Origin of the sequence: Spongiactinospora sp. 9N601 (assembly GCF_044326295.1) — a bacterium.
In the GTDB taxonomy this organism is placed as follows: domain Bacteria; phylum Actinomycetota; class Actinomycetes; order Streptosporangiales; family Streptosporangiaceae; genus Spongiactinospora; species Spongiactinospora gelatinilytica.
The window spans coordinates 76,256-100,078 of the sequence record NZ_JBIRBB010000022.1 but is presented as its reverse complement, the minus strand read 5'-3'; the positions used below and the strand labels follow the sequence as shown (position 1 = coordinate 100,078).

Sequence of the window (23,823 nt, the reverse complement as noted above, 5' to 3'; positions counted from 1 at the left end):
GCGGCAGTACTAGACTGTCCAGTACCCACGCAGGGGCAGGTCAGATGGCCTGGGAGCGGGCGAGGCGGTGGAACAGCCCGTCCGGGCGGGCCAGCAGTTCGGCGGGGGTGCCGATCTCGGCGATCCGCCCCCCGGACATCACCACCACGCGGTCGGCCCGCAGCACGGTGGACAGGCGGTGCGCGATCACCACGCGGGTCGCGTTCAGCCGCCGGGTGCTCTCGGTGACGATCGCCTGCGTCTCGTTGTCCAGGGCGCTGGTCGCCTCGTCGAAGAAGAGGATCCTGGGCTGCCGGATCAGCGCCTGCGCGATCATGAGCCGCTGCCGCTGGCCGCCGGACAGCGTCGGCGCCCCGTCGGCGAGCGGCGTGTGCATGCCCATCGGCATCCGTTTGATGTCCTCTTCCAGCCCGGCCGCGCGGGCGGCGGCCCACGCCTCGTCCACCGAGTACGACTCCGCGCCGCAGATGTTGCTGAACATCGTCCCCGCGAACGGCTGCGCGTGTTGCAGCACGACACCGCACTGCCGCCGGACCTCGGCCAGGTCGAGCCGCCCGAGGTCGGCCCCGTCGTAGCGGACCGTGCCCGACGTCGGCCGCTCGAAGCCGATCAGCAGCCGCAGCAGCGTGGACTTGCCGCACCCGGTGGCGCCGACCACGGCGACGAACTCACCCGCGTTGATCTTCAGTGAGACGTCGTCCAGCACGAGCGGCCCTTGCTCGGAGTACCGGAACGAGACCCCGGCCACCTCGATGTCGCCGCCGAGCGCCTCCGGCACGACGCTCGCCGCCGCCACCTCGGGCGGTTCCACCAGCAGCGGGCGGACCTTCTCCAGCATCGGGTAGACCTCACCGGCCGAGGAGACCGCGGTCACCACCTGGGTCATCGCGGTCAGCATGGCGGTGAACGCCATCAGGAAGGTGACGAAGTCGCCGAGCGGCATGGACCGCGCGGCCGGGCCCGCCAGCAGCAGGAACAACAGGAACGTGCCGGCCGGCACGGACACCGCGTTGATCACCGTGATCACGATCTGGCTGCGTTCCAGCCGCCGGTACAGTTCGCGGCTCTCGGCGAACACCGCCGCCCACCGCGCGTACGCGTAGGTCTCCGCGCCCGCCACCCGCAGCTTGGGCAGCCCGCGCAGGGTGTGGAACACCTGGTCCGACAGCCCGTACTCCACTTCGACCAGCCTGCGCTGCCACCGCAGCCGCCGCACCGCGAGCCGCGCGAACACGGCGGCCTGCGCCCCCGCGAACGCCACCGCGAGGAGCCCCAGCGGACGGCTGTAGGAGATGAGCAGGCCCAGATTGACCAGCCCGAGCAGGGTGGCGTTCAGCACGACGGTGGCGATGCCGGTCAGCCGCGCCCGGATGGCGTTGATCCCGAGCGCCGCGCTCGCCAGCTCACCGGTGGAGTAACGGGCGAAGAAGGAGGTGGGCAGCCGCAGCAGCCGGTCCCACACCGCCGCCTGCACCGTGGCGTCCAACCGGCCTTCCAGCCGCAGCATGGCCACGGAGTTGACCGCCGCGAACGCGGTGGCCACGATCCCGGTCATGACCAGCGCCAGGCACGCCTGCACCACCAGGTCGGTACGGGCCGCCGGGACGTACTCGCCGATCACCCGCCCGGTCAGGACCGGGACCGCCAGGCTCAGCGCGAACGCCGCCAGCCCGCCGGCCAGCAGCCGGGCCAGGTCCGCCCCCGCGCCGCGCAGCCCGAACCACAACAGCCCCGCTCCCCCCACGCCCTCGTGCGGCAGCGAGCGGTAGAACATGACAGCGTCGGAACGCAGCGCCCGCGCGCCCTCCTCGGTGGCCCGCACCCGGCGGCCGTCCGGGCGCACGACGTCGTAACCGCCGCGCCGCCACAGCAGGGCGACGGGGCCGCCGCCGTCCGCCCGGTGGGCGAGCAGCGGCCCCGCGTCGGACCGCCACCAGTCCCCGGCCAGGCGGACCGGGCGGGTGCGGATGCCCGAGGCCACCGCGATCCTGGTCACCGCGTCCACCCGGCTGTGCGCCGCGCCGGGCGGCGGCGGCCGAACATCGGTGATCCCGGCCGCCCGGCCCACCATCCGGCACACGGCCAGGGCGGCGTCCACGTTCCCGTGCGGTACGGCGGGCCGGCGGGCGGGCGCGGTGTGCATGTCCCCGGCCGGTCGGGCGGGCGCGGCGTGGGCGACATCCCGCAATGCCGACACCGCCTCACGCATCGCGCCCTCGCCCGCGTGGCGTCCGGCCTGGAGGCGATGGTCATCGGCGCGGCGTTTGCGCTCGATCCAGCGGTCCACCGCGGCCATGTACTCCGCGTGGTGCCGGACCAGGAGTTCCCACACGACGCCCTTGGCCAGCAGGTCACCGGTCCGCCGCAGGACCACCTCGGCGTCGGTGACCGCGGTGATCAGGTCGCCGGGGGCCAGGACGACCAGCTCACCGGCCACCCGCTCCCCCGGACCACCCCGACCACCCGCACCACCTGGACCACCGGGACCACCGAGACCACCGAGACCACCGAGACCACCGAGACCACCGAGACCACCGAGACCACCTTGGCTACCCCGGCCTCCAGGACCACCTGGGCCACCGCGACCACCCTGGCCATCTGGGGCGCCGGGGCCACCGGGACCACCGTGACTACCCCGACCACCGGGGCCGCTCGCGTCGGGCGTGTCGGGCAGAAGTACCCGGCCGGAGTCGATCACACCCCAGGCCACGCCGTCCCCGGCGCGGGCGGCCTCGCCGGCCGCCAGGCGTATCGTCCGGCCTTCGGCGTTCATCGGCTCGGCTTCGGCGGCCTGCGGCCGGATGCCGTCGTGCAGCAGCGTGATCCCGTGGTCCACCGCCGCCGCCAGCGCGTCGCGCCGGTCGGCCGCCGGACCCGAACCAGGCGAGCGGCCGAGCCGCCACAGCGGCACCCGCCGTACCCGGCAGCCCGGCTCGGTGCGCAACACCAGCGCGTACCGGGTCGAGCGGGCCGCGCCAGGGATCACGGCGTCGGCCGTCACCCGGCCGACGAAGTGCCAGGCGCCCCGGCCGACGGGATCGACCGCGAACAGGTCGGCGGGCCCTCCGTCGATCACCCACAGGAAGTGGGCCCCGCCGAGCATGACGTGCCGGGCCGCGCCGACCTGCACCTCCTCGCCCAGCCCGGCCAGCAGTCCGGCCTCCCCGGTGGGAACGGCCTGGCGCTGGGGAGCGCGGATCCGCCGGGTTCCTCCAGGATCGTCGGACACGGTCAGCTCTCCCGGATCAGGGCCGCGTAGGCGCCGCCCAGGCGTACCAGGCGATCGTGCGTACCCCGTTCGACTACGCGTCCCGCGTCCAGGACGAGGATCTCGTCGCTGTCGCGGACCGTGCTGAGCCGGTGGGCGATCAGTACGCACGCGCAACCGCGCCGCCGCAGCCCCTCGATGATCCGGGCCTCGGTCTCCGCGTCCAGGGCGCTGGTCGCCTCGTCGAGTATCAGCAGGCCGGGCGAACGGACCAGGGCCCGCGCCAGTTCCAGGCGCTGCCGCTGCCCTCCGGAGAAGTTGCGTCCGTCCTGTTCCACGAGGCTGTGGATGCCGCCGGGCCGGGCCGCGACCACCTCGTCCAGCCGGGCGTCCCGCAGCGCCGCCAGGACGTCCTCGTCCGGGATCGACGGGTCCCACAGGGTGACGTTGTCGCGTACCGTGCCCTGGAACAGGTGGATCTCCTGATCGACGAACGCCACCGACGCGGTGAGCAGGTCGCGGCCCAGTTCCCCGCGCGGCCGGCCGTCGATGAGGATGCGGCCCTGCCAGGGTTCGCCGAAGCCCGCGACCAGCCTGCTGACGGTCGACTTGCCGCTGCCCGAGCCGCCCACCAGGGCGATCTGCTCTCCTGGACGCACCTCGAACGACAGCCCGTGCAACCTCGGCGGCGAGAGCCGGTCGTACCCGAAGGTGACCTCCTCGAAGCGCAGGTGGCCCGCCAGGCGGCCGGAACCGCCGTGGGCGGGCCGGTTGAAGACGGCGTCCTGCTCGGTGCTCTCGACGTCCCGGAGCCGGGCCAGGTGGGCGGCCGTGTCCTGCATCCTCGGCACCAGGCCGACCAGTTCGCCGACCGGCCGGTTGAAGCCCGCGAGGAGCGTCTGGGCCGCGACGAGGGCACCGATCGCGATCCGGCCCTCGATGGACGCCAGACCGCCGAGCAGCAGGACCGCAACCGCGGACAGCGTGGTCAGGAACATCCCGACCGCGGAGAGCACGGCGAGCGGCTGGGACACGCGTTGCTGTTCGGTGAGCAGGGCGGCCTGCCGGTCGCCCCAGCGGCGGAAGTAGCCGCGTTCGCCGCCGGTGGCCTTCATGGTCTCGATGAGCTGGAGGCCGCTGTACGCGACCGCGTACAGCTTGGCCCGTTCCACGTTCAGGCGGGCGACGGCGGTACGCCGCATCCGCAGCACGGTCCGGATCAAAAGGACGTTGAGCAGCGACACCGAGATCCCGGCGAGCGCGAGCAGCGGATCGTAGATCCACAGCAGCACGGCGTAGCAGCACACCATGATCACGCCGGTGACGGCGGGTGCGACGCTGCCGGTGAGCGCGGCGGCGACCGTGTGGTTCACGGCCAGCCGTTCGGCGAGGTCGGCCGGGCTGCGGTGGCTGAAGAAGCCGATGGGCAGCCGGAGCAGGTGCCGCATGAAACGGGCGCTCGACACGGTCGAGACGTACATCTCGACCTGGAGCAGCCCGGTCTGTTCGAGCTTCAGGAGTACGGCGGTCAGCAGCAGCGTTCCGGCCATGAAGGTGAAGAACGGCACGGCCTGGCCCGCGCCGCCGCCGCCGGCCATCATGACGGTGTCCACGAAGCCCCGGACCAGAGCCGGGGACACGACGCTGAGCGCGGCCAGCAGCAGGCTCGCCAGCAGTGCCGCCGCCAGGGCGGGATGAACGGCCCTGAGCCGGTCCCGGACGTCCGCCCAGACCGACGGGCGGCGGCCACCGGGCCGGAAGTCCGGCCCCGGGGTCATGGTCAGCACCACGCCGGTGAAGCCGTCGCCGAACTCCTGTTCCGTCAGCACCCGGCGGCCCTGGGCGGGGTCGTTCACGTACACCACCGGCCTGCCCCGGCGGCGTCCGTACCCCTCCCAGACCAGGTAGTGGTTGAACTCCCAGAACAGGATCGCGGGCGGGCGCAGCCGGGCGAGCGCGGCCGGGCTCATCTGCTTACCCGCCGCCACCAGGCCGAACGTACGGGCGGCCCGCAGGAGCTGACCGGCCTTGGAGCCCTCGCCGGAGACCGCGCACAGCACGCGCAGCCGCTGGAGATCGACGTGCCGGTGGTGGTGGGCCAGGACCATGCCGAGCGAGGCCGCCCCGCACTCCACGGCCTCCATCTGCAACACCGTCGGCGTCCGCACCGGCCGGTGTCCGGTGGAGCCGGTCACGGGAGTGTCCGGCCGACCAGCCGTACCGGGAGCCTGTGGAGCGCGGCCGGTCACAGGAGTGCCCGGCCGACCAGCCGTTCCAGGGGCCTGTGGACCGCGGCCGGTCACGGGAGGATCCAGTCGATCGGCCGCATCGCGGGGCCGTGGATCGCGCCGGTGACCGGGGTACGTGAGCGCGGCCCCGACGGCGGCCCCGAAGCCGTGGACCAGGCGTAGCCGCTCGCCGTGGCGGAGGACCGGGTCAGCTCCACCGTCACCCGCTGGACGGGACCGGGACCGGGACCGCCGACGAGCTGGGCCATGCCCTCATCGCCCACGAACGCCGCCACGTCCTTCAAGGTCCAGATGGCCGGATCGACGGCCTTGACCCGGCCGCGCAGCACCCCGTACCGCCCGGCAGCGGCGGCCGACTCCACCGTCAGATCGACCTGCCCGCCCACCCGGACACCGGCCGCCCTGGCGGCGGGCACGAACAGCGCCGCCACCAGCCGGTCATCGGGCCCGTCCGCGTACTCGGCCACGGCCAGCGTCTCGCCCGGCCGTACGACCTGCCCGTGGCGGACGGGTACCGAGAAGACCCGCCCCCGGGCGGGTGAGCGGACCTCGACCGTGACGCCGCCGCTGCGGACGGCGGCGATCCGGCCGTCCGGCGCTACCACGCCGCCCGGTTTCACGAAGACATCGGAGACCTGGCCGCCCTTGATCGCCTGGATCGGGAAGCTGCCCCGGGGCAGGGTCAGCAGGCCGCGGGCGTCCACGGACGTGCGGAGGGTGCCGGTGAAGGCCCAGACCGCGCCGACGATGACCACCAGGGCGAGGGCCGCCAGCACGAGCCAGGTGCGGGGGCTGGTCAGCCGGACGGGCTGATCGAGGACATCCGGGGCCTGGGCGCGCGCCACCGCCTCGCTACGAAACTGGATCATCGTTGGTGAGCCTTGCTACCGCCGGTCACCGTGCACGCGGACGGTGGACCCGGCACGGTGACCGAAGAACGGGTCCCTCAGCTCAGACGTAGTGCCGCAGATTGTCGTTCTGGACGCGAATCACGCGCGGGTCGATGACGTTGTTCTCGGCCACCTGCATCCCTGACCAGGCGCCGCTGACGTTGTCGAGTTCCTCGTCGGAGAGCGGCGCTTCCGCGATGTCGTCCTGCTTCGCCTGCTCCGGCATTGCCGACATGGCACGTTCCTTTCGTCACCGGCGAATTCATCGCCGGGCGTCTCACTCAGACAGGGCCGACAGTAGCCATGGAGCACATGTTGATCGTCAGGTGCGATCTGAGCCTGCCCTCAGGACCCCATCTCTTGCCCGAAAGTCTCTGTCTGCCGCCTTAATGGCAAACAATTCGATCAAGACGGCGTGCTCGTGGTAATGGGAGGGATGGGACGCGGCACCGCGATACCGGTGACGCAATACAGCAGGCTGGAGTTCTGACCTACCCCCCTGCCGTACATTTCCGGACCGGGGGGAGGATCGCGCCTGCGGGGTTGCGCGGTGCTGGATGATCTGCTTATGCAGACGTCACAGAGCGCTCGCCCGCAGGGTGCGGCAGGCGTGGGCGCGAAGCCGCTCCGCGTCGCCGTACGGGCCGACGACCCGCTCAGCCGGGCCGGCCTCAGGGCGCTGCTGCGCTCTCCCACTCCAGGGCACGAGGCCGTGCGGGTGATCGTGTTGCCGGACACGGCACCGGAACGTCCCGATGTGGCGGTGGTCGCCGCGACCGGGACCCAGGTGGAGCGCCGTGACGTGCTCGGCCGGGCCGCCCGGGAGCTGGGCGCCCCGATCGTGCTCATCGCCGACCTGCTTTCGCCGGAAGACCTGCTCATGGTGGTGCGCTACCAGGTCATGGGCGTCGTACCGCGCGCGAGCGTGAGCGCGGATCTGCTCGTGCGCGGCGTGGCGGCGGTGGCGGAGGGCAGCGGCCTGATGTCGCCCCGGCTGGCCGGCGGCCTGCTCGGCCGGCTGCACCGGTCGCAGCTCGCCCCCCGCGACCCCGCGCCGGACGCCGCCACCGGGTTCACCGAGCGCGAGATCGAGATCCTCCGGCTGCTCGCCGACGGCCGGGACACCGGCGAGATCGCCGAACGCCTCTGCTACTCCCCACGGACCGTCAAGAACATCATGTACGCGATCAACCGCCGCTTGAACCTGCGCAACCGTGCCCACGCGGTCGCGTACGCGATGCGGGCGGGTGTCATCTGACGGCGGATCGCCCCTCCAGCATCTCCAGGTAGTGCGGGTTGTACATGATCCCCAGCACGTTCCCGAACGGGTCCAGCACGGACGCCGTCGCGAACCCCGACTCCCAGGTGGTGATCGGCTGGTACTCCTTGGCCCCCATCTCCAGCAGCTTGGCGAGGGTGGCCTCGATGTCGTCCACGTGCCAGTACATGACGACCCCGCCCGGCTCGCGCGACGCGCCGGGAGGCCCGTAGCGGCGGTCCAGCAGCCCCAGTTCGGCCTGACTGTCGCCGATCCGGAACTCGATGTACGCGGGCGGCCCCTCGACCGGGCGCACGAAGTACGGCTCGACGCCCAGCAGCTCCTGGTACCACTGCCGCGCCGCGTCCATGTCGTCGGCCCAGTAGTTGATGGTGGTGAATCCTCGCAGCATCGGTGGTCCTTCTTCCCTCGTTCAGTGGGTTATGAGACCAGTCTGCGGATTAAAGTGCTCACCAACTGACTACTTTTATGGTGAAACTTGGAGACATGCGTGCCGATCGTCTCGTCGCCGCCCTGCTGCTCATGCAGTCCCGGGGCCGGGTGACCGCCGCCGAACTCGCGAAAGAGCTGGAAGTCTCCGTCGCCACCGCCCGCCGCGACCTGGAGGCGCTGTCCGCGGCGGGCGTCCCGGTGTATCCGCAGCCGGGGCGCGGCGGCGGCTGGTCGCTGCTCGGCGGGGCCCGTACCGACCTCAGCGGCCTGTCGGCGACCGAGGCGCAGGCGTTGTTCCTGCTCGCGGGCCCCGCCGCGGCCGTGTCCGATGAGATCAAGGCGGCGCTGCGCAAGCTGGTGCGGGCGCTGCCGCAGACCTTCCGGGCCGACGCCGAGGCCGCCGCCGGGGCCACCATGACCGACCCCACCCGCTGGGGCGAGCGAGATCGGCACCGCCCCGGCACGGTCGGCCTGCTCCAGACCGCCGTGATCCGCCGCCGCAAGGTCCGCCTGACGTACCAGGGCCGCGACCGGCAGCGTACCGAGCGGCTGATCGACCCGTGGGGCCTGGTGGACAAGGACGACATCTGGTACCTGATCGCCGGTACCGAACGCGGCAAGCGGACCTTCCGCATCGATCGGATCGTCCAGGCCGAGCCCACCGAACTGCCCGCGGACCGCCCCGACGACTTCGCCCTGGCCGCAGCCTGGCAGGAGGTCGTCGGCGAGGTCGAGCAACGCCGTTCCCGCACCTGGGCGACCGTGCTCATCGAGCCCAGGTACGTGCCGATCCTCGCCGACCAGTTCGGGCGGCACTGCGAGGTCGAGGCCACTGAAGACGACCGCGCCCGGGTCCGCCTCGCCGCGCCGACCGCGCTGGACATCGCCCGGCATCTGGCGGGCTGGGGCGCGCTGGTCGAGGTGGTCGAACCCTCGTCGGTCCAGGCCGAACTGGCCCGGATCGGCGCGGAACTCGCCGCCCGGTACGGGGCTACGGGGTGAAGACGATCCTGCCGAACACCTCGCCGGAGTCCATCTTGCGGTGCGCCTCCTGGGCCTGGTCCAGCGGCAGTACCTCATGCACCACCATGCGCAGCTCGCCCCGGCTCCCGGCGGCGAACTGCTCGGCCTGGACGGCACGCCAGTCGGCTTTGGCGACGGTGAAGGCGCTGAAGGTGGCGAACGACCGCGACTTCTGGAACTCCTTGAACAGTTCCATGCCGAAGTCCGCCGGGGGCGGGCCTGCGAGAAATCCGACGGCCACCAGCCGGCCGTTCGGGTTGAGCCTGGAGAAGAAGGACGGCATGTCCGGACCGGCCACGATGTCGATGATGACGTCGTACCCGGCGGGAGCATCCGTGCTCTTACCGGAGCGGTCCAGCACATGGGTCGCGCCCAGTTCGCGCAGCCGCTCGCCGCGCTCGGCCGACGACGTCGTGACCGCCACCGCGGCGGCCCCGGCCTGGGCCGCGAGCTGGATCGTCATGATCCCGATGCTGCCCGCCGCCCCGCGTACGAGTACCGACTCACCGGGCTTGAAGTGGGCATGGGCGAGGCCGAAGTGGGCCACCATCCCGGAGGAACCTATCGCCATCGCGTCAATCGCAGACAGGTCGGCAGGAAGAGGAACGATCGTCTCGACCGGGGCGACCGCCTGCTCGGCATAGCCGCCGCCCAACCCGGTGAACCCCCACACGCGCCGGCCGACCCACGACGGGTCCACACCGTCGCCGACCGCCGCCACGGTGCCCGCGACCTCCCCGCCGAGGACGTGCCCTTCCTTGAACCCGTACGCGGCCAGCTCACCACGCCGGACCAGGGCATCGGCACCGCCGATGCCGATCGCCTCCGTGGTGATCAGCACCTGTTCGGGGCCGGGAACCGGGTCGGGAAGGTCGATGACCGCGAGTCCCTCGGGACCTCCGAACGCCTTGATCGCGACTGCCTTCATGTCGTCTCCTTGATGGACGGTGACCAGCGGTTTCGGACACTAACCGCCGCCTCCGCCCGTCCACCTCAAGTGAGAACGACCCCAGCCCGTTTGCCTCACATCCCGCGCCCGCGCGCCAGCGATTCGTGCATCTGCCGTACCCCCAGCGCGGCGGGCGGAGGCAGCGGTTTTGCCTGACCTGCCTCGAATGCCTGAAGCAGGTACCCGACCAACCGGCGCGAGGCCGCGTACGACAGCGGCGCTGCCTCCTCGGCCAGCGCGCAGTTGGCGCGCAGCAGCAGGAAGACATCGGTGGGGTCGAAGTCGGGGCGCAGCCGCCCGGCCTGCTGCGCCCGCCGTACCAGGACCGCGATGTCCCGCTCCGCACGGGCCCGGACGCGCTCATGATCGAGCTGGGACGGGAACCGGGACATGAACGCGGCGGTGAAACCCCGGTCCGCGATCTGCATCTCGGCCACCTTCTCGATCAGCGAGCAGAACCCGCGCCACGGATCAGGGTCCGCCAGCGCATCGTCCAGCGTGGCCGCACACGCGGCGAACTGCTCCGCGAACGCCTCCGCAATCAACGAGGCCCGCGTCGGAAACCGCCGGTACAGCGTGGCCACCCCCACCCCGGCCCGCCGCGCGATGGCACTGATCGGTACGTCGATCCCCTGCGCGGCGTACGCCTCGCGGGCGGCTTTCAGAATGCGTTCGCGATTGTCGCGAGCATCGGCCCGCAGGCGGCCGGCCTTTACCGCGCCGTTCTGAGAAGCCTGAGCAGGCATCTCTCTCACTTCCCCTCAAGTGGAGGGCATCGTCCACTTAGCAAGCTAGCGTGAAACGGCGGATCGAGCGACAGAGAGGTTCGACAGCATGCAACGTCCCGATATGCGCGCGGCGCTCTTCGACGCCTACGGCGGCCCGGAGGTGCTGTACGAGGGCACGGTGCCCATTCCGTCGGTCGGCCCGGGCGAGGTACTGATCAAGGTCCACGCGGTCAGCGTCAACGGCGGCGAACTGGCCGGCCGCGCAGGCCGCCTCCGCCTGATCACCGGCCGCCGCTTCCCCAAACGAATCGGCATCGACTTCACCGGCGAAATCGCCGCCATCCACCCAAGCGTCGCCCCCACCGTACGCGCCCCAGGCAACCGGCTCACCACCGAGACCACCGCCGCTGACCCCGGCGTACGCGGCCCACGGGTGGGCGACCGGGTATGGGGGGCGCTGCCGCGCGGCCGGTTCGGCAGCGCCGCCGAGTACGTGGCCGTCCGCCCCCGCCAGATCGCCCGGAGCCCGGCGAGCCTCTCCCCGGCCGAGGCCGCCTCCCTGCTCGTGGGCACCACCGCGATCACCGCCCTGCGCGACAAGGCCCGCCTCCGTCCCGGCGAACGCCTCCTCGTACGCGGCGCCTCCGGCGGCGTCGGCAGCATCGCCGTCCAGTACGGCAAGGCCCTCGGCGCCCACGTCACCGGCCTCGCGGGCCCCCGCAACCTCGACTTCGTCCGGAGCCTCGGTGCCGACGAAGCCCTCGACTACACCACGACGCACCCTGCCGACCTAGGCTCCTTCGACGTCATCCTCGACACCGTAGGCACCGACCACCCGGCCTACCACCGCCTGCTACCCCGTGGCGGACGCATGGTCGCCATCGCCTTCGACCTCGCCAACCTCTGCCCCAGCATCGGCTACATCGCCGCCTCCACCCGCCACGGCCCCCGCCGCATCCGCTTCTTCAGCGGCAACCCCAACCACCCCGACTTCGCCGACCTCACCCGCTACGCCGAAGCCGGCCTCCTCCGCCCCGTCGTCGACACCATCCACCCTCTGTCCGCCATCGCCACCGCCCACCAAGCCCTCGAAGCGGGCGGCGTCCGCGGCAAACACATCATCCAAATCACCTAACCCACACCGGCAACCAAGCAGCCCCCGCCCACTCCCACAACCAGAACCCCAAGGACGCAGTACATCCCCCTCCGGGGCGATGCCCCCGCCCCCGGCGAAACCCCGCGCTCCACGCAAGAGCCCGCGCTCCCGCGCGAAGGGTCGCGCTCCGCGCGCACAAAGGGCCTCGCTCCGCTCGGACGATCTTCCCTAATGTCGGGCTCCGCCCGACGCTGGCCCCACCGGCTCACCCCCGTGACCTCCACTCAACAACGAACACACGCACCACCAGACCACCTCCGCGCACGCCGGGAGCGTCTGCGGAGCGCCGTCAAGACGGACCCGGGCCAGGGGCCATCCCCACGCGCGGACGTGTGCCTAGCCGCCCCGCCCCGCGCACGGGGAGCATCCTCAAGATCGGCGTGAGCCAGCGGAATCCCGGGGACCATTCCCGCGCGTGCGGGGAACATCAATCGCAGGTGTACCGGGAACGGGCGTGGCGAGGACCATCCCCGCGCGTGGGGGGAGCATATCAAGGCATCCCGGTCGGTCGGCCTGGAAGCGGGACCATCCCCGCGCGTGGGGGGAGCATACTTACTGACCTGCGGGTTCTTCTGGCCAGAGCGGCGATTTTGATGACTCTCGCGAGTACGGACATTTCGCCGGCAGTGGGTCTAGTTCAGCTTGTGGTCAGCGCGCGTAGCTCTTTGGCGGCCGGGGATGAGGCCGCCTGGGCAGGCAGGGCGGTGACGACCTGGCGCGTCCATCCCTTCACAGCCGTCGTCCGATGCTCGTCGGGCAGTGCCAGTGCCCCGTACGCCGCTGCGATCTCGGCCATATCCTGCCTCGTGTCGCCCGCCCACACCAGGCACAGCCCCCTGCTCATCTTGAGCGTGGCATGCATGCAGGGATCGAGCCTGCTCGGCCTTGATTGATCAGCAGATCATAGGTCTCCATGTCGCCCATGAGCACCCGCAGGCTGGTACGCGACTTCGCATGACGCCGATCGGACCACCCCAGTTGACCTTGTGGGCAGGCTCATCAAGCCCGCCAGCAGGCCCGCTCCGTGGCCGATGTCAACCTGCCTCACCAAGAGATCGGCTGAGCATCCCACCTATCCTGCCGAAGGACTCACATTCGGCAAAAGCGATCAAACGCGCCCGCATACAGCCGGGTGACGAACGCCCGCCAGGAATCCACCGTGGTCACCACTCGTCCAGGACGTTCCGGGTCGGCATCGCCCACCGTGACGACGATCAGTCGGCCATGCGCCACCGGTACCAAGTGCCCTGCCCGCACCTCCCTGACGAACTCCGCGAACGCCGGCCTGGACACCAGGACCCCTGAACTGGTCGTGTCGGCTCTCTCCCAGAACCGCAACCATCCACCGCCCAGCCCGGACGGCTCCACCTCCAGGCCCGCACAGTTCACACCGTCCATGTCGCCTTCTCCCTTCCCGCTCTCCCAAGAGCGCGACTACACGTGGTCGAAACGGCCGCGTCTGACCGCATCCTCGAACTCTCTCCAGTGGTCCCAGGTCGTCAGTACCGGCAGCCACACCCCCGGCACGGCGTCACCGACCCACACCGCGACCAGGTCCGTACCGCCGACCGCCACCTCCGGCACGACCCCGCCCGACTTCACCTGCGAGACGAACAGATCCCATCGGCCCCGGCTCACCCACACCGCCGTGCCCACCGGCGAGGTGTCGCCCACCAGCACCCAGGCGCCATCACCAGGCTCGGCCCACTCGACGGTGACCTCACCGTCAGACCACCAGCGACGCCACTGAACGGCGTCCGTCACGCCGGCCACTTCAGCTCCAGATCGGCCCAGACCGACCGGCCCGCCGCGATCTCCGCTACGCCCCACTTCGCCGCGTACTCGTTCACCAGGGCCAGACCCCGGCCATTTTCGCTGTCGCCGTCCGCATCACGAAGTTTCGGCAGACTCGCTCCCCCGCCATCATCAATCACAGTGACGTGCAGTACCGGGCCGACCAGCTCAAAGGCGACCCGCACCCGCCCGTCCGGCATCCGCCCGGAATCGGAGTGGTGGACCGAGTTGCCGACCAGTTCACTGACCACGAGCAGCACCGGGTAGCCGTCTTCGGTGAGCCCATGGACGGCCAGCAGTGCCTGAGCGAACGCCCGTGCCAGCGGTACCGACGTCTCGGCCCCGGGAAGCATCACCTGAGCGAGGAAGCGCGTCACCAGCCCACGTCCCTTCCGGCGGCCGACGACACCAGACGGCTGACCAGATCGGCGGGCTCGGGGGAGCCCGTGGTCATGGGCAGGTGGACCGGCCACCGCTCAGGGCGTGCCAGGTGCCGGTACTGCTCAAGATCGGGCATAGGGGAGTCACCCACCCTTTCTCTCTGCTCATTCATCGTCACTGTGTGTGTGCGAGCGCGAGACCAGTATGAGCAACTGCCATGCGGATGGCAACTGCCAGTATCGTGTCTCGTTAGATTTTCCGTTGACTGCCAGCTTGTGACTGGTGTGGCTGGTGTCGTGGGAAAATGACCCGGCCAAGGAAGAGGTGATGACGTGGCTCCAGGTCAGAGCCCTACCGTGCGCCGCCGCCGTCTGGCCGCTGACCTGCGGAGGCTCCGAGAAGAGCGCGAACTAACGATCGATCAAGTAGCACAGGCCACGTCCTGGCACCCCACCAAGGTCAGCCGCATCGAGACCGGCCGCCGTAGCGTCTCGCCAGGGGACGTACGCACCCTCGCCGACCTGTACAAGATCCCTGAAGACGACGCGCGATCACTTGTCCGCCTCGCCCGCGCGGCGCGAGAGCGAGGCTGGTGGGAGGCGTACCGAGACGTCCTTCCCCCGCGCTACAGCACGTACATCGGACTGGAGACAGATGCGTCCTCGCTCCAGGTGTACGAGGGCATCTTGATCCACGGACTGCTCCAGACAGAGCAGTACGCCCGGTCCGTCATCAGCGCAGAGCTTCACCAGGCATCAGACGACGAAGTGGATGCCCGGGTGGCTGTCAGACTCGAACGAACCTCCGTGCTCAGGTCCGGCCTCAATCTCGACGTGATCCTTGACGAGGCCGCCATCCGGCGACAGGTCGGCAATGCATCCATGCGCCAGAAACAAGCCCAGCACATCGCAGAATTGGCCGAACTTCCCAACGTCTCCGTCCGCGTGATCCCGTACACTGCCGGCGCTCACGCGGGCATGTCGGGAGCCTTTTCGATCCTCGATTTTCCAGGCGACCCCAAAGTGGTGTACGTCGAGTCCCCGGCCGGTGACATCTTCGTCGAACGAGAACCCGAGGTGAACCGCTTCGTGGGTTTGTTCGAGCGGCTTGCGGGGGTCACACTCTCTCCAGACCGATCTGTACGCCTTATCCTCGAAGCAGCGCGTGAGTGAAGGGACCAGCCATGTCCAACCCCGACTTGGGCCTCTCATCTGCTCAATGGAGGAAGAGCACGCGAAGCGGAGCCAACGGTTCGTGTGTCGAAGTCGCCATGCTGCGGGATCATGTGGCCGTCCGTGACAGTAAGGCTCCTCGTAGCGGCACACTGATCTTCACCGCTGCGGAATGGCGAGCATTTATCAAGGCGCTGGCCCATGGGACGCCTTCTGCACCATAGGCCCATGGGACCCTGACGATCAGATGTCCCGCCCACCCATCATTTTGCCGGAAGGACTTAAGCCCCTCAGCGGCAACAGGGAAAAGTGAACTTCCTCCTTCGTGCCCCTCACGCCGATGATTCGCCAGGGGAAGTCCTTCATCCTGGCCAACGCCGAAGCGGACAGGACAGGGTGATAGTTCACTTACGCCGCACCCGGGCCAACCGCTCCTCCCAGTCGGGAATCGCCTGCCCCATCGGCACGACCGCGCCCGTCCCCTGGGCGGCGTCCTCGGCTCGCTCGTCATAGGCAGGTAACGGCGGGAAACCGATCAAACGCCGCGATGGCCCTGGAAAGCCTGCCCTAGGAGTGGGTGGTGGAGCGGCGGGGTACCACGACACACGCGAAGCCCCGGGACGCAAGGGTTCAACTCAGCAGGTGAGGCGGCGAGCACCGCCTGTGCCGTACACAATCCAGCCCTCGACGCGGCAGACGATGTACGCGGGCGAACGTGCGCCATCCAGGTCACCTGCTCATAGCGTCCACGTGGTCGGCGAAGTCGGCCGCGTCCAAAGCGCCCGCCGCCGTGATGCCGGGGTAGTACTCGGTGATGTGCTCGGCGGGCACGCCGTCGCGGAGCAGTGTCGCGACCTCGTCGTAAGGCACTCGGGTGCCTTCGACCACTGGAATACCGCCCCTGATCGATGGATCTACGGTGACATGCCGGCGCGGCCGGAGGAGGTCCGGGATGTACCGGCCATCATGGCGGAAGGGTCGTAGCACGTCGATCAGGTCGTGGACGACTACGTTTGCCTTCCCCAGGGCAAGGTCCGCTGCCTGCCCCGACTCCGCCAAGTGGTGCTCGCGTTCCCGGAGTTCATCGGGGAGCTTGTCCAGCGCCTGCCGGATCCTCTGCACGAGGCATCGGTACGCAACCTCACGTATGCCCGTAGGGCCACGACATCACGGAACGAGTAGAGAATCGGGCGCTGGGAGATTTCGGGTATGAGTACCGCTTTACAGCTCGTGCCCATCCTGCGCCAGTGGGCAAGCTCGCACAGTGTCGCGCCTGAGAGGGCGACGGCAAGTTTGGGAGGATAGGTCATGAACTTCACCTCCCTCGGTTTACGGCGCAATCATGACTACGAGAGCCATCATCACAAGTCGCCGAGCATCCTCATGTTCAAGATCATCCCTGCGTATCCCCGCGTGCGCAGGGAGCACGACGGGCCACGCGAGCCGGTTGCCTGGGATGAGGGACCATCCCCGCGTGCGCGGGGAGCACCCTGATTGACCTGCGGGGTTACTCAGCATGGGTGGTGAAATCGAGCACTTTCTTGGAAACGGACATTTCGCCGACCCGCTGTGGGACTCCATGACGTGGCCGTTCTGGTCTCGGATGAAGAGTGACTGTATGGGGAGGAACGATAGCTCTCCGCCGCTCTGTGTGCCCTCCTGTTGGTGTCACGCCTTGGCCTGGTGGTGCGTGTGCTTGTTGTCGAGTGGAGGTCACGGCGTGAGCCGGTGGCGTCAGCGTCGGGCGGAGCCCGACATTAGGGAAGATCGTCCGAGCGAAGCGAGGCCCTTTGAGCGCGCGGGAGCGCGACCCCTTGCGCGGGAGCGCGGGGTTTCGCCGGAGGCGGGGGGTGCCGCCCCGGAGGGGCGGTGGGGGTGGTGGGTGGGTAACGGCGCGCAACTATCGAACGGCGCGGTGGTCAGACGGCGGGGTGGGCTGACGCCAGGACCGAGGTGGGGCCGGGGCTCCGGGACAGCTCAGGGGGTTGTCCGGTTTCGGACAGGGCATACCTGGGGGAGTCGGGGGCGCTGTCAGGAGTCCCGATGCCTGTCGGGGCACGCTGACCAGCCAAGACCCCCACCCGGCCGCACCCCCCAGCGGGTCTCCGAATTGTGACTTAGGTGGTGTTTCTTATCCGCGCGACACTGGCGGACCCGTAACATGGCCGGGTGGCGGTGACGGACTTTTCTTACCAGGCTGACGACCACCTCAAGCGGGCGTCCGGTGAGGACGTGCCGCAGCCGTCGCTGCGCGACCGGCTCGTGCCGCCCATGCCCGGCAACCCCATGTGGGGCTGGCTGGCCCCCCTCGCGGTGATGCTGTTCGGCGCCATCCTCCGGTTCAGCCACCTGGCCCGCCCCCGCGACATCGTCTTCGACGAGACCTACTACGCCAAGGGCGGCTGGTCCCTGGTCAACTTCTGGGTGGAGCGCAAGGCGCTGGGCACCGGCGAGAACCCGATCGCCGACAACATGCTCCGCAAGGGCCAGACCGACATCTGGGAGAAATGCACCCCCGCCACGGCCGCCCCCTGCCCCGACTACGTCGTGCATCCGCCGCTGGGCAAGTGGATGATCGGCCTGGGCGAGCAACTGTTCGGCATGACCCCGTACGGCTGGCGGTTCGCCGCAGCCCTGTTCGGCGCCCTGTCCATCTTCATCCTGGCCCGCGTCGCCCGCCGGATGACCCGCTCCACCCTCCTCGGCTGCCTGGCCGGCCTGCTGCTCGCCCTCGACGGCCTGCACTTCGTGCTCGCCCGTACCGCGCTTCTCGACATCTTCCTGATGTTCTGGGTACTCGCCGGCTTCGCCTGCCTGGTGGTCGATCGCGACCAGTCCAGAGCCAGGCTCGTCACCTGGTACGAGTCGGGCCCCGCCTCCCAAGAGGGCCCCTGGCTGGGCTGGCGGCCCTGGCGGATCGCCGCCGGGGTCTGTCTGGGCGCGGCCTGCGCGGTGAAGTGGTCGGGGATCTGGTTCCTGATCGCCTTCGCCGTCATGGCCCTGCTGTGGGACGCGGGGGCCCGCCGCGCGGTCGGCCTGCGCAGACCGTACGTCGGGACGTTCCGCCGCGACCTGCCCACTGCGCTGGGCGCGATGACGCTGGCCCCGGCCATCACCTACACGCTGTCCTGGACGGGCTGGTTCGCCTCCCCGCTCGGCTACGGCCGCAACTGGGACCAGGCCACCTCCAGCGGCCCGTTCTACTTCGTCTTCGACTCGATCCGCTCGTGGGTGTCCTACCAGCTCCAGGCCCTCAGCTTCCACAGCGGCCTGAAGTCCACCCACCCGTACCAGTCCGAGCCGTGGGAGTGGCCGCTGCTGCTGCGCCCGGTGGCGTTCTTCTACGAGTCGCCCAAGCGGACCTGCGGGGTGGAGAACTGCTCTCAGGCGATCCTCGGCGTCGGCACGCCGGTGATCTGGTTCGGCGCGCTGTTCGCGCTGGTCGGCATGATCGCCTGGTACGTCGCTTCGCGCGACTGGCGGGCCGGGGCGGTGCTGCTGACGTACGCGGCGGGCTGGCTCCCGTGGTTCTACTACGCGGTCATGCACAACCGCACGATGTTCATCTTCTACATGGCCCCGCTGATCCCCTTCATGGTGCTGGCCCTGGTACTGGCACTAGGCTTGATCATCGGCCCGGCCACGGCGTCGCAGCGGCGGCGCACGGTCGGGGCCGCCGTGGCGGGCGGGTTCGCCCTGCTCGCCCTGGCCAACTTCTGGTGGCTGCACCCGGTGCTGAGCGCCGAGGTCATCCCCTACACGGAGTGGGACGCCCGCATGCTGTTTGGGAAAGGCTGGATCTGACCTGAATACGTCGTCTTTATATAAGGGTTCCTAGGGTGGGCGGCGCGGGCGAGCCGATACGCACCGGTTTCGGTCATCGTCACGGCTGGGGTCCATACGGCAGACTTCGAGGCATGCCTGCACCGGACGTCGCCGCGCTCCTCACCGAGCTGGAGCGTTCCGCACCCGATGTCGTCGACGACGCCAGGACCGCCGTCGAGTGGCTGACCGGCGGTGAGCCGCTGGAGTCCGTCACTCAGCTCGACGTGTGCGAGTTCCTTTGGTACACGCTGCCGCTGAAGGTCAGCGGCGACGAGCGGGAGCACGCGGCGATAGCCGCCGCGCTCGGGCGGCTGCTCACGCTGGGCGGCCTGGACCGATATGCCGCGCTGTGCCGTTCGCACACCACCGCGCACATCCTGCGCACCTACGCCCGCGAGGGCGAGGAGGCGGGCGCGGCGGCCTACCAGACGGCGCTGGACGCGACGGGCGTACTCCCGCCGGACGTGTCGGAGCTGCGGTGGAGTTCGATCATGGGGCCGGAGGAGCTGGGCGCGCACCTGGCGTGTTCGGCGGCCCTTGAGCTGGCGATCGTGTCGGGTGAGCTGGAGCCCGCCGCGCCGACCTGGAAGGACCAGCGGGAGGCGCTGACCCGCCGCTGGCTGACCGAGCCGCGCGGCGACCTCGGCGGTGACTGCTGGCTGCACCGGGTCCACGGCGAGCGGCTGAACCGCTGGGTGCTGGGGCGCGGCGCGCAGCGGCGGGAGCTGGCCCAGCCGTTCGAGGTACGGCTGCACGCGCCGGTGCCGCTGCCGCCGGGCGACGTGCTCGGGCCGCTGCGCTGGCTGCTGACCCGCGCCGACGAGCCCGGCGGGCTGGCCCTGACCCGCAACCATCACCTGTCGCGGGCGCTGAGCGTGGAGGCGGCCGAGCGGTTCGGGTGGGCGGCGGGCGCGAAGGTCCGCGGCGAGTCCGACGTGCCGGTGCTGCCCACGCTGCGCGAGGCGGCCGAGCGTGAGCTGGGCGCGCTGTGCCGCAGCGGCCGGCGGCTGCTGCTCACGGCGGCGGGCCGGCGGCTGCTGGACGATCCGGCGCTGCTGTGGGAGGCCGCGGCGGCGGCGCTGCTCGCGCCCGCCAAGGGCGAGCACGACTTCGAGGTGTCGGCCCGGGAGGCGGCGCTCATGCTGCTCGCGGACGGCGACGCGGTCGGTACGACGGAGCTGCGCGAACTCGTGGCGAACGTGGTCAGCGGCGAGGGCTGGCAGCCCTCGTCGGGGCACGACCTGGGCCGTCCGCTCGCCGCGCTGCTGCGCCGGCTGGCCGCCTTCGGCCTGTCCCGGCCGGTCGGCGACGGCGAGAACGTCCAACTGGCGGGCTGGGGCCAGGCGGCAGCACTGGCCGCCCTGCGCGCCCACGCACTGCGGCCCCGCCAGTACGTCAACGTCGGCTGACCCACCCGCAGACCGGCCGGTACCTCAACGCCGGCCGGGCCCCGCCCACGCGCCCGCGGCCACGCCAGTACGTCAACGTCGGCCGGCCCCGCCCGCGGGCACCGCGTGGGCGAAGGCCACGATGTTGTCGAGGTATTCGCCGCGCGCGGAGTCGTACCGGCCGCCGCAGGTCACCAGGTGCAGGGTGGGCGTGCCGGTGGGCCCGTAGACGCGGCGGCCGGGGAAGTCGTCCTTGGCGTAGACGCGGACGGCGCTGACCTCGAACGCCGCGAGGCTGCCGTCCTCGCGGCGCACCCGGACCTCCGCGCCCCGCCGTAGTTCGCCGAGGCGGTAGAAGACGGCGGGGCCGGACGTGGCGGTGTCCACATGGCCCAGCAGGGTGGCCGCGCCGCGTTCGCCGGGGGTGGCGCCGTCCTCGTACCAGCCGACCAGGTTGGGTTCGTACACGGACGGTACCTCGACCGTGCCGTCCAGGCCGCGGCCGACCGCTTCGACGGGGGCCGACACGCCGATCGCGGGGATCTCCAGGCGCACCGGCACCGACCGGCGCAGCGCCGCCACCCGCGCCCGCGGGCCCGGTTCGGCCAGGGCCGCCTCCTGGTCGGGTAGGGGGGGCGGCGCGTAGTCCCGGTTGGCGTAAGCGTCCACGCCGACGGCCACGCCCGCCACGAAGCACAGGGACGCGGCGAGTTTGAACGCCGCCTCGCCGGGCGTCATCCCCGCCGGTCGGTGACCCGCCGCCTGCCGAGCCGTACCAGGGCCAGGAGCCCGGCGAGCGCGGCGACCACGCCGATCCCCACCCCGACGCTCATCGCGGGGCTCACCGGGCGCATCGCGGTCGCGCCGCCGCCGGTCGCCGGGCCGTAGTCGGGCCAGTGGTCGTAGTCGTCCTCTTCGTAGTCGCCATAATCGTCGTCATAGTCGCCGTGCCCGCCATAGCCGCCATGGTGACCGTCGTGGCCATGGTGACCGTGGTGACCGTGGTGACCGTGGCCGCCGCCGTAGTCGCCGAGACCGAACAGGCTGCGGAACCGATCCCCCGGCCCGCCGTACCCGCCGTGCCCGCCGCCGACGTTCAGCCAGGCGTCACCCGGCTCCCACTGGCCGTCCTCCTCGCACATGCCCTTGACGCGGTAGCGCCCGGGGGCGGCCGACACGGTGACGTCCACGCTCGGCTGGCCGTTGAAGTCGACCCTGCCGAATGCGTCGGAGGTGACGTAGGCGTTGGCGTAGTCGGAGCACCCCATGGTGACGGTCGCGACCCCGCCCTTGCCGACCGAACGGGGGCTCACGTGGAGTTCGTCGCCGGCCTTGGCCCCTCCCCCGGCATACGCCATCACCGCCAATGCCGCGATACCGCCCACGGCCACCCGAAACAATGCCACGACTACCGCCCCCGAGCCCCAGAGCCACCAAGCCACCCGATCAATGCATGCTCTGTTCCCGCCCGGCGGCCGGGGGATGTTCACGTCATCGCCAAAGATCACCGTGTGTTACCCCATGACCCCACAGGTGTGATATTTCGAGTATTCCGCTCATCGCACGATTAAATATGTCGGCATTGGGGCAATAGCCCGCAAAGGAGGTTGGTCCATGGTGACACTGGACGGCTGCCCCGGCCTTGAAATCCGGACAGAGCGCCACGGATGCTCACGAATTCTCTTCCTCACCGGCGAACTCGACCTCGCCGCGGTTCCCCTGGTCGAACTGCACGCATTTCCGGCCAGAGACACCGAAACCGCCCATGACCTGGTCATCGACCTCGAAGGCATCACCTTCTGCGACTCGTCAGGCGCGGCGGCGCTCATTCACGTACTCGAACGCACCAAACGCGCCCAGGGCAGCCTGACCCTGACCGGGATACCCCGGCAGATCAAGCGCCGGCTCGGGCAGATGGGCGTCATCGACCTGTTCCACACCGCCGAATCCATCCCCGAGGGCACAGCGGGAGGTAAGTGACCGGCATTATCGCCGGTTATGGATGGCATCGAACTAACCGGCGGAAACGTCAGCTAGGGAGTGGTCAGGGTCGGTGACACCGTCCGCCGGCCCGCCGGTCCGTGGACGTCCGCCGTACACGCGCTGCTCTCCCACCTTCACCAGGCGGGCTTCGAGGGCGCGCCGCGCCCGCTGGGGATCGACGAGCGGGGGCGGGAGGTGCTCACGTTCGCGCCGGGACGGCCGTGTGGCCGGACCGCTTCGGCCTGCTGGACCCGCCGCGCCGGCTCACGCCCACCGGGCCGAAGCTGCCGGAGTTCCATCCGCAGTTGCGCGGCGTGGGGTTCGGGAATCTGGACGATCCCGCCTATCCCGGGCAGATGTTCTGGTACAACCCTCAGACCGGCCAGTCGAAGATCGTCGAGACCGGGATCGAGTCCAACCCGATCCGGATGCGGTCCATCGGCATCGCCCCGGACGGACGGGTGATCACCGGCGGCACCGGCACCGGCACGGGTGCGGTCGCCCTCGCCGATCCGGACACGGGCGAGGCGCGTTCGCGTCGGATATCGGAGTTGATGGGGGTGGCGTCGTTCCGCGGGAAGATCTATCTCGGCGCGTATCCCCGTGCCCGTATTTACGAATACGACCCATCCCGCGAATGGCGTCTCGGCGTCAATCCCAAGGAGGTTTGGAACGGAAACGCGGTGCTCGGCGACCGGCTGGCCATCGGCACGGTGAACAAGAGTGGCTACCTCGGCGGGCAACTGCTCTTCCACAATCCGCGGGCCGGACGTAGGAGGTTTCTGACAAGCTGGTCAAGGACCAGAGCATCATGTCTCTGGCCTATCGCAACGGCGTTCTGTACGCGGGCACGTCCGTCTACGGCGGGTACGGCGCGGCGGAGACCCGGATCGACGCCCTGCTGATCGCCTGCGATGTCGAGAAGGGCCGCAAGCTGTAGGAGGAGACGCCGGTTCCGGGCGAGCGCACGGTCTCCTCGCTCTCCTTCGACCGGCAGGGCAGGCTGTGGGGAGCAACGGCTGGAGTGGTGTTCCGCTATGACCACGGCCGGTTCACCGGCAGGCGGTACACCCCGTACAACTGGCCCCAGGACGGCGGTTACGCACTGGCCGACCTGGCGTTCCGCAAGCGGGACGGCCACCTGTACGGCTCGATGCCCGGCGTCGGCCTGTACCGGGTCGACCCGCGCACCTGGAAGATGACCGTCATCACCGGCCGCCCGGTCTTCGGATGGCCCTGCACCCGGACGGGCGGCTGTTCACCTATGCCGGTGCCGAACTGCTCCGCCACACCCCGGCCCGCTGAACCCGGCCCCCTGAACCCGGCCCCCTGAACCTGGCCGCCGCACTCGCCCGTCGCCCGCGTA

The 23,823-nt window shown here is 70.4% G+C and carries 25 protein-coding genes; 10 read left to right on the top strand and 15 right to left on the bottom strand.

What is annotated here, in order from left to right; genetic code table 11:
* Window positions 1–40 precede the first annotated feature (40 nt).
* The 4 genes from ACH34R_RS38115 to ACH34R_RS38100 all read right to left on the bottom strand — a co-directional run bounded on the left by ACH34R_RS38115 (window position 41) and on the right by ACH34R_RS38100 (window position 6,582).
* Complete coding sequence (locus tag ACH34R_RS38115) at window positions 41–3,229, bottom strand: NHLP bacteriocin export ABC transporter permease/ATPase subunit (RefSeq protein WP_397566460.1); 3,189 nt, start codon at window positions 3,227–3,229, stop codon at window positions 41–43.
* A 2-nt stretch (window positions 3,230–3,231) separates the two neighbouring features.
* Window positions 3,232–5,403 (bottom strand): NHLP family bacteriocin export ABC transporter peptidase/permease/ATPase subunit, encoded by a 2,172-nt coding sequence (locus tag ACH34R_RS38110; RefSeq protein WP_397566459.1) that lies wholly within the window; start codon window positions 5,401–5,403, stop codon window positions 3,232–3,234.
* 104 nt (window positions 5,404–5,507) lie between these two features.
* The gene (locus tag ACH34R_RS38105; RefSeq protein ID WP_397566458.1) at window positions 5,508–6,326 is read right to left on the bottom strand and encodes an HlyD family efflux transporter periplasmic adaptor subunit; all 819 of its coding nucleotides are present in this window, start codon (window positions 6,324–6,326) and stop codon (window positions 5,508–5,510) included.
* Window positions 6,327–6,408: 82 nt separating this feature from the next.
* Window positions 6,409–6,582: a hypothetical protein gene (locus ACH34R_RS38100; protein ID WP_397566457.1), complete on the bottom strand. Its 174-nt coding sequence runs from the start codon at window positions 6,580–6,582 to the stop codon at window positions 6,409–6,411.
* A gap of 375 nt (window positions 6,583–6,957) precedes the next feature.
* Here ACH34R_RS38100 and ACH34R_RS38095 point away from each other — a divergent pair, with 375 nt between their 5' ends.
* The gene (locus ACH34R_RS38095; RefSeq protein WP_397566456.1) at window positions 6,958–7,605 is read left to right on the top strand and encodes a LuxR C-terminal-related transcriptional regulator; all 648 of its coding nucleotides are present in this window, start codon (window positions 6,958–6,960) and stop codon (window positions 7,603–7,605) included.
* Here the strand turns inward: ACH34R_RS38095 and ACH34R_RS38090 are convergent.
* On the bottom strand, window positions 7,598–8,017 hold the full coding sequence (locus ACH34R_RS38090; protein WP_397566455.1) for a VOC family protein: 420 nt from the start codon (window positions 8,015–8,017) through the stop codon (window positions 7,598–7,600). The genes ACH34R_RS38095 and ACH34R_RS38090 overlap by 8 nt on opposite strands.
* Before the next feature lie 95 nt (window positions 8,018–8,112).
* Here ACH34R_RS38090 and ACH34R_RS38085 point away from each other — a divergent pair, with 95 nt between their 5' ends.
* The gene (locus ACH34R_RS38085) at window positions 8,113–9,060 is read left to right on the top strand and encodes a helix-turn-helix transcriptional regulator (RefSeq protein ID WP_397566454.1); all 948 of its coding nucleotides are present in this window, start codon (window positions 8,113–8,115) and stop codon (window positions 9,058–9,060) included.
* On the opposite strand, the gene ACH34R_RS38080 is transcribed toward ACH34R_RS38085, so the two are convergent.
* Both ACH34R_RS38080 and ACH34R_RS38075 read right to left on the bottom strand, forming a co-directional pair.
* Window positions 9,050–10,009, bottom strand: coding sequence for a zinc-dependent alcohol dehydrogenase family protein (locus ACH34R_RS38080; protein WP_397566453.1), 960 nt, complete (start codon window positions 10,007–10,009; stop codon window positions 9,050–9,052). The two genes, ACH34R_RS38085 and ACH34R_RS38080, sit on opposite strands and share 11 nt — an antisense overlap.
* 95 nt (window positions 10,010–10,104) lie before the next feature.
* Entirely contained in the window at window positions 10,105–10,776 is a 672-nt protein-coding gene (locus ACH34R_RS38075) for a TetR/AcrR family transcriptional regulator (protein ID WP_397566452.1), read from the bottom strand.
* Window positions 10,777–10,864: 88 nt separating this feature from the next.
* Here ACH34R_RS38075 and ACH34R_RS38070 point away from each other — a divergent pair, with 88 nt between their 5' ends.
* Window positions 10,865–11,893, top strand: a complete 1,029-nt coding sequence (locus ACH34R_RS38070) for an NAD(P)-dependent alcohol dehydrogenase (protein WP_397566451.1) — start codon at window positions 10,865–10,867, stop codon at window positions 11,891–11,893.
* Window positions 11,894–12,551: 658 nt separating this feature from the next.
* Here the strand turns inward: ACH34R_RS38070 and ACH34R_RS38065 are convergent.
* The 5 genes from ACH34R_RS38065 to ACH34R_RS38045 all read right to left on the bottom strand — a co-directional run bounded on the left by ACH34R_RS38065 (window position 12,552) and on the right by ACH34R_RS38045 (window position 14,240).
* Window positions 12,552–12,776 carry a hypothetical protein gene (locus ACH34R_RS38065; protein ID WP_397566450.1) on the bottom strand — a complete coding sequence of 75 codons (225 nt, stop codon included), beginning with the start codon at window positions 12,774–12,776 and terminating at the stop codon, window positions 12,552–12,554.
* A 227-nt stretch (window positions 12,777–13,003) separates the two neighbouring features.
* Window positions 13,004–13,312 carry a hypothetical protein gene (locus tag ACH34R_RS38060; protein WP_397566449.1) on the bottom strand — a complete coding sequence of 103 codons (309 nt, stop codon included), beginning with the start codon at window positions 13,310–13,312 and terminating at the stop codon, window positions 13,004–13,006.
* 36 nt (window positions 13,313–13,348) lie between these two features.
* Window positions 13,349–13,678 (bottom strand): hypothetical protein, encoded by a 330-nt coding sequence (locus ACH34R_RS38055; RefSeq protein WP_397566448.1) that lies wholly within the window; start codon window positions 13,676–13,678, stop codon window positions 13,349–13,351.
* On the bottom strand, window positions 13,675–14,085 hold the full coding sequence (locus ACH34R_RS38050; protein WP_397566447.1) for an ATP-binding protein: 411 nt from the start codon (window positions 14,083–14,085) through the stop codon (window positions 13,675–13,677). The genes ACH34R_RS38055 and ACH34R_RS38050 overlap by 4 nt, the downstream gene beginning before the upstream one ends.
* Entirely contained in the window at window positions 14,082–14,240 is a 159-nt protein-coding gene (locus ACH34R_RS38045; RefSeq protein ID WP_397566446.1) for a hypothetical protein, read from the bottom strand. Before ACH34R_RS38045 ends, ACH34R_RS38050 begins: the two co-directional genes overlap by 4 nt.
* Before the next feature lie 181 nt (window positions 14,241–14,421).
* On the opposite strand from ACH34R_RS38045, the gene ACH34R_RS38040 reads away from it, so the two are divergent.
* Together ACH34R_RS38040 and ACH34R_RS38035 are read left to right on the top strand one after the other, a co-directional pair.
* Window positions 14,422–15,261 (top strand): helix-turn-helix domain-containing protein, encoded by an 840-nt coding sequence (locus tag ACH34R_RS38040; RefSeq protein ID WP_397566445.1) that lies wholly within the window; start codon window positions 14,422–14,424, stop codon window positions 15,259–15,261.
* Between the two features lie 11 nt (window positions 15,262–15,272).
* Entirely contained in the window at window positions 15,273–15,485 is a 213-nt protein-coding gene (locus ACH34R_RS38035) for a DUF397 domain-containing protein (RefSeq protein WP_397566444.1), read from the top strand.
* 505 nt (window positions 15,486–15,990) lie between these two features.
* Here the strand turns inward: ACH34R_RS38035 and ACH34R_RS38030 are convergent.
* Window positions 15,991–16,383, bottom strand: a complete 393-nt coding sequence (locus ACH34R_RS38030) for a DUF433 domain-containing protein (RefSeq protein ID WP_397566443.1) — start codon at window positions 16,381–16,383, stop codon at window positions 15,991–15,993.
* A 1,149-nt stretch (window positions 16,384–17,532) separates the two neighbouring features.
* Between ACH34R_RS38030 and ACH34R_RS38025 the strand changes: the two genes are divergently transcribed.
* Window positions 17,533–19,065 carry a dolichyl-phosphate-mannose--protein mannosyltransferase gene (locus ACH34R_RS38025; protein WP_397566517.1) on the top strand — a complete coding sequence of 511 codons (1,533 nt, stop codon included), beginning with the start codon at window positions 17,533–17,535 and terminating at the stop codon, window positions 19,063–19,065.
* Between the two features lie 113 nt (window positions 19,066–19,178).
* On the top strand, window positions 19,179–20,495 hold the full coding sequence (locus ACH34R_RS38020; protein ID WP_397566442.1) for a hypothetical protein: 1,317 nt from the start codon (window positions 19,179–19,181) through the stop codon (window positions 20,493–20,495).
* A gap of 72 nt (window positions 20,496–20,567) precedes the next feature.
* Here the strand turns inward: ACH34R_RS38020 and ACH34R_RS38015 are convergent, their stop codons facing one another.
* Together ACH34R_RS38015 and ACH34R_RS38010 are read right to left on the bottom strand one after the other, a co-directional pair.
* Complete coding sequence (locus ACH34R_RS38015; RefSeq protein ID WP_397566441.1) at window positions 20,568–21,212, bottom strand: class F sortase; 645 nt, start codon at window positions 21,210–21,212, stop codon at window positions 20,568–20,570.
* Window positions 21,209–21,880 carry a hypothetical protein gene (locus ACH34R_RS38010; RefSeq protein WP_397566440.1) on the bottom strand — a complete coding sequence of 224 codons (672 nt, stop codon included), beginning with the start codon at window positions 21,878–21,880 and terminating at the stop codon, window positions 21,209–21,211. Before ACH34R_RS38010 ends, ACH34R_RS38015 begins: the two co-directional genes overlap by 4 nt.
* A gap of 208 nt (window positions 21,881–22,088) precedes the next feature.
* Between ACH34R_RS38010 and ACH34R_RS38005 the strand changes: the two genes are divergently transcribed.
* The 3 genes from ACH34R_RS38005 (at window position 22,089) to ACH34R_RS37995 (ending at window position 23,790) form a co-directional block, all read left to right on the top strand.
* Entirely contained in the window at window positions 22,089–22,454 is a 366-nt protein-coding gene (locus ACH34R_RS38005; protein WP_397566439.1) for an STAS domain-containing protein, read from the top strand.
* A 308-nt stretch (window positions 22,455–22,762) separates the two neighbouring features.
* Window positions 22,763–23,362: a hypothetical protein gene (locus ACH34R_RS38000; RefSeq protein WP_397566438.1), complete on the top strand. Its 600-nt coding sequence runs from the start codon at window positions 22,763–22,765 to the stop codon at window positions 23,360–23,362.
* A gap of 122 nt (window positions 23,363–23,484) precedes the next feature.
* A complete protein-coding gene (locus ACH34R_RS37995) occupies window positions 23,485–23,790 on the top strand; it encodes a hypothetical protein (RefSeq protein WP_397566437.1) in 306 nt (101 codons plus the stop codon).
* The last annotated feature ends 33 nt before the right edge of the window (window positions 23,791–23,823 follow it).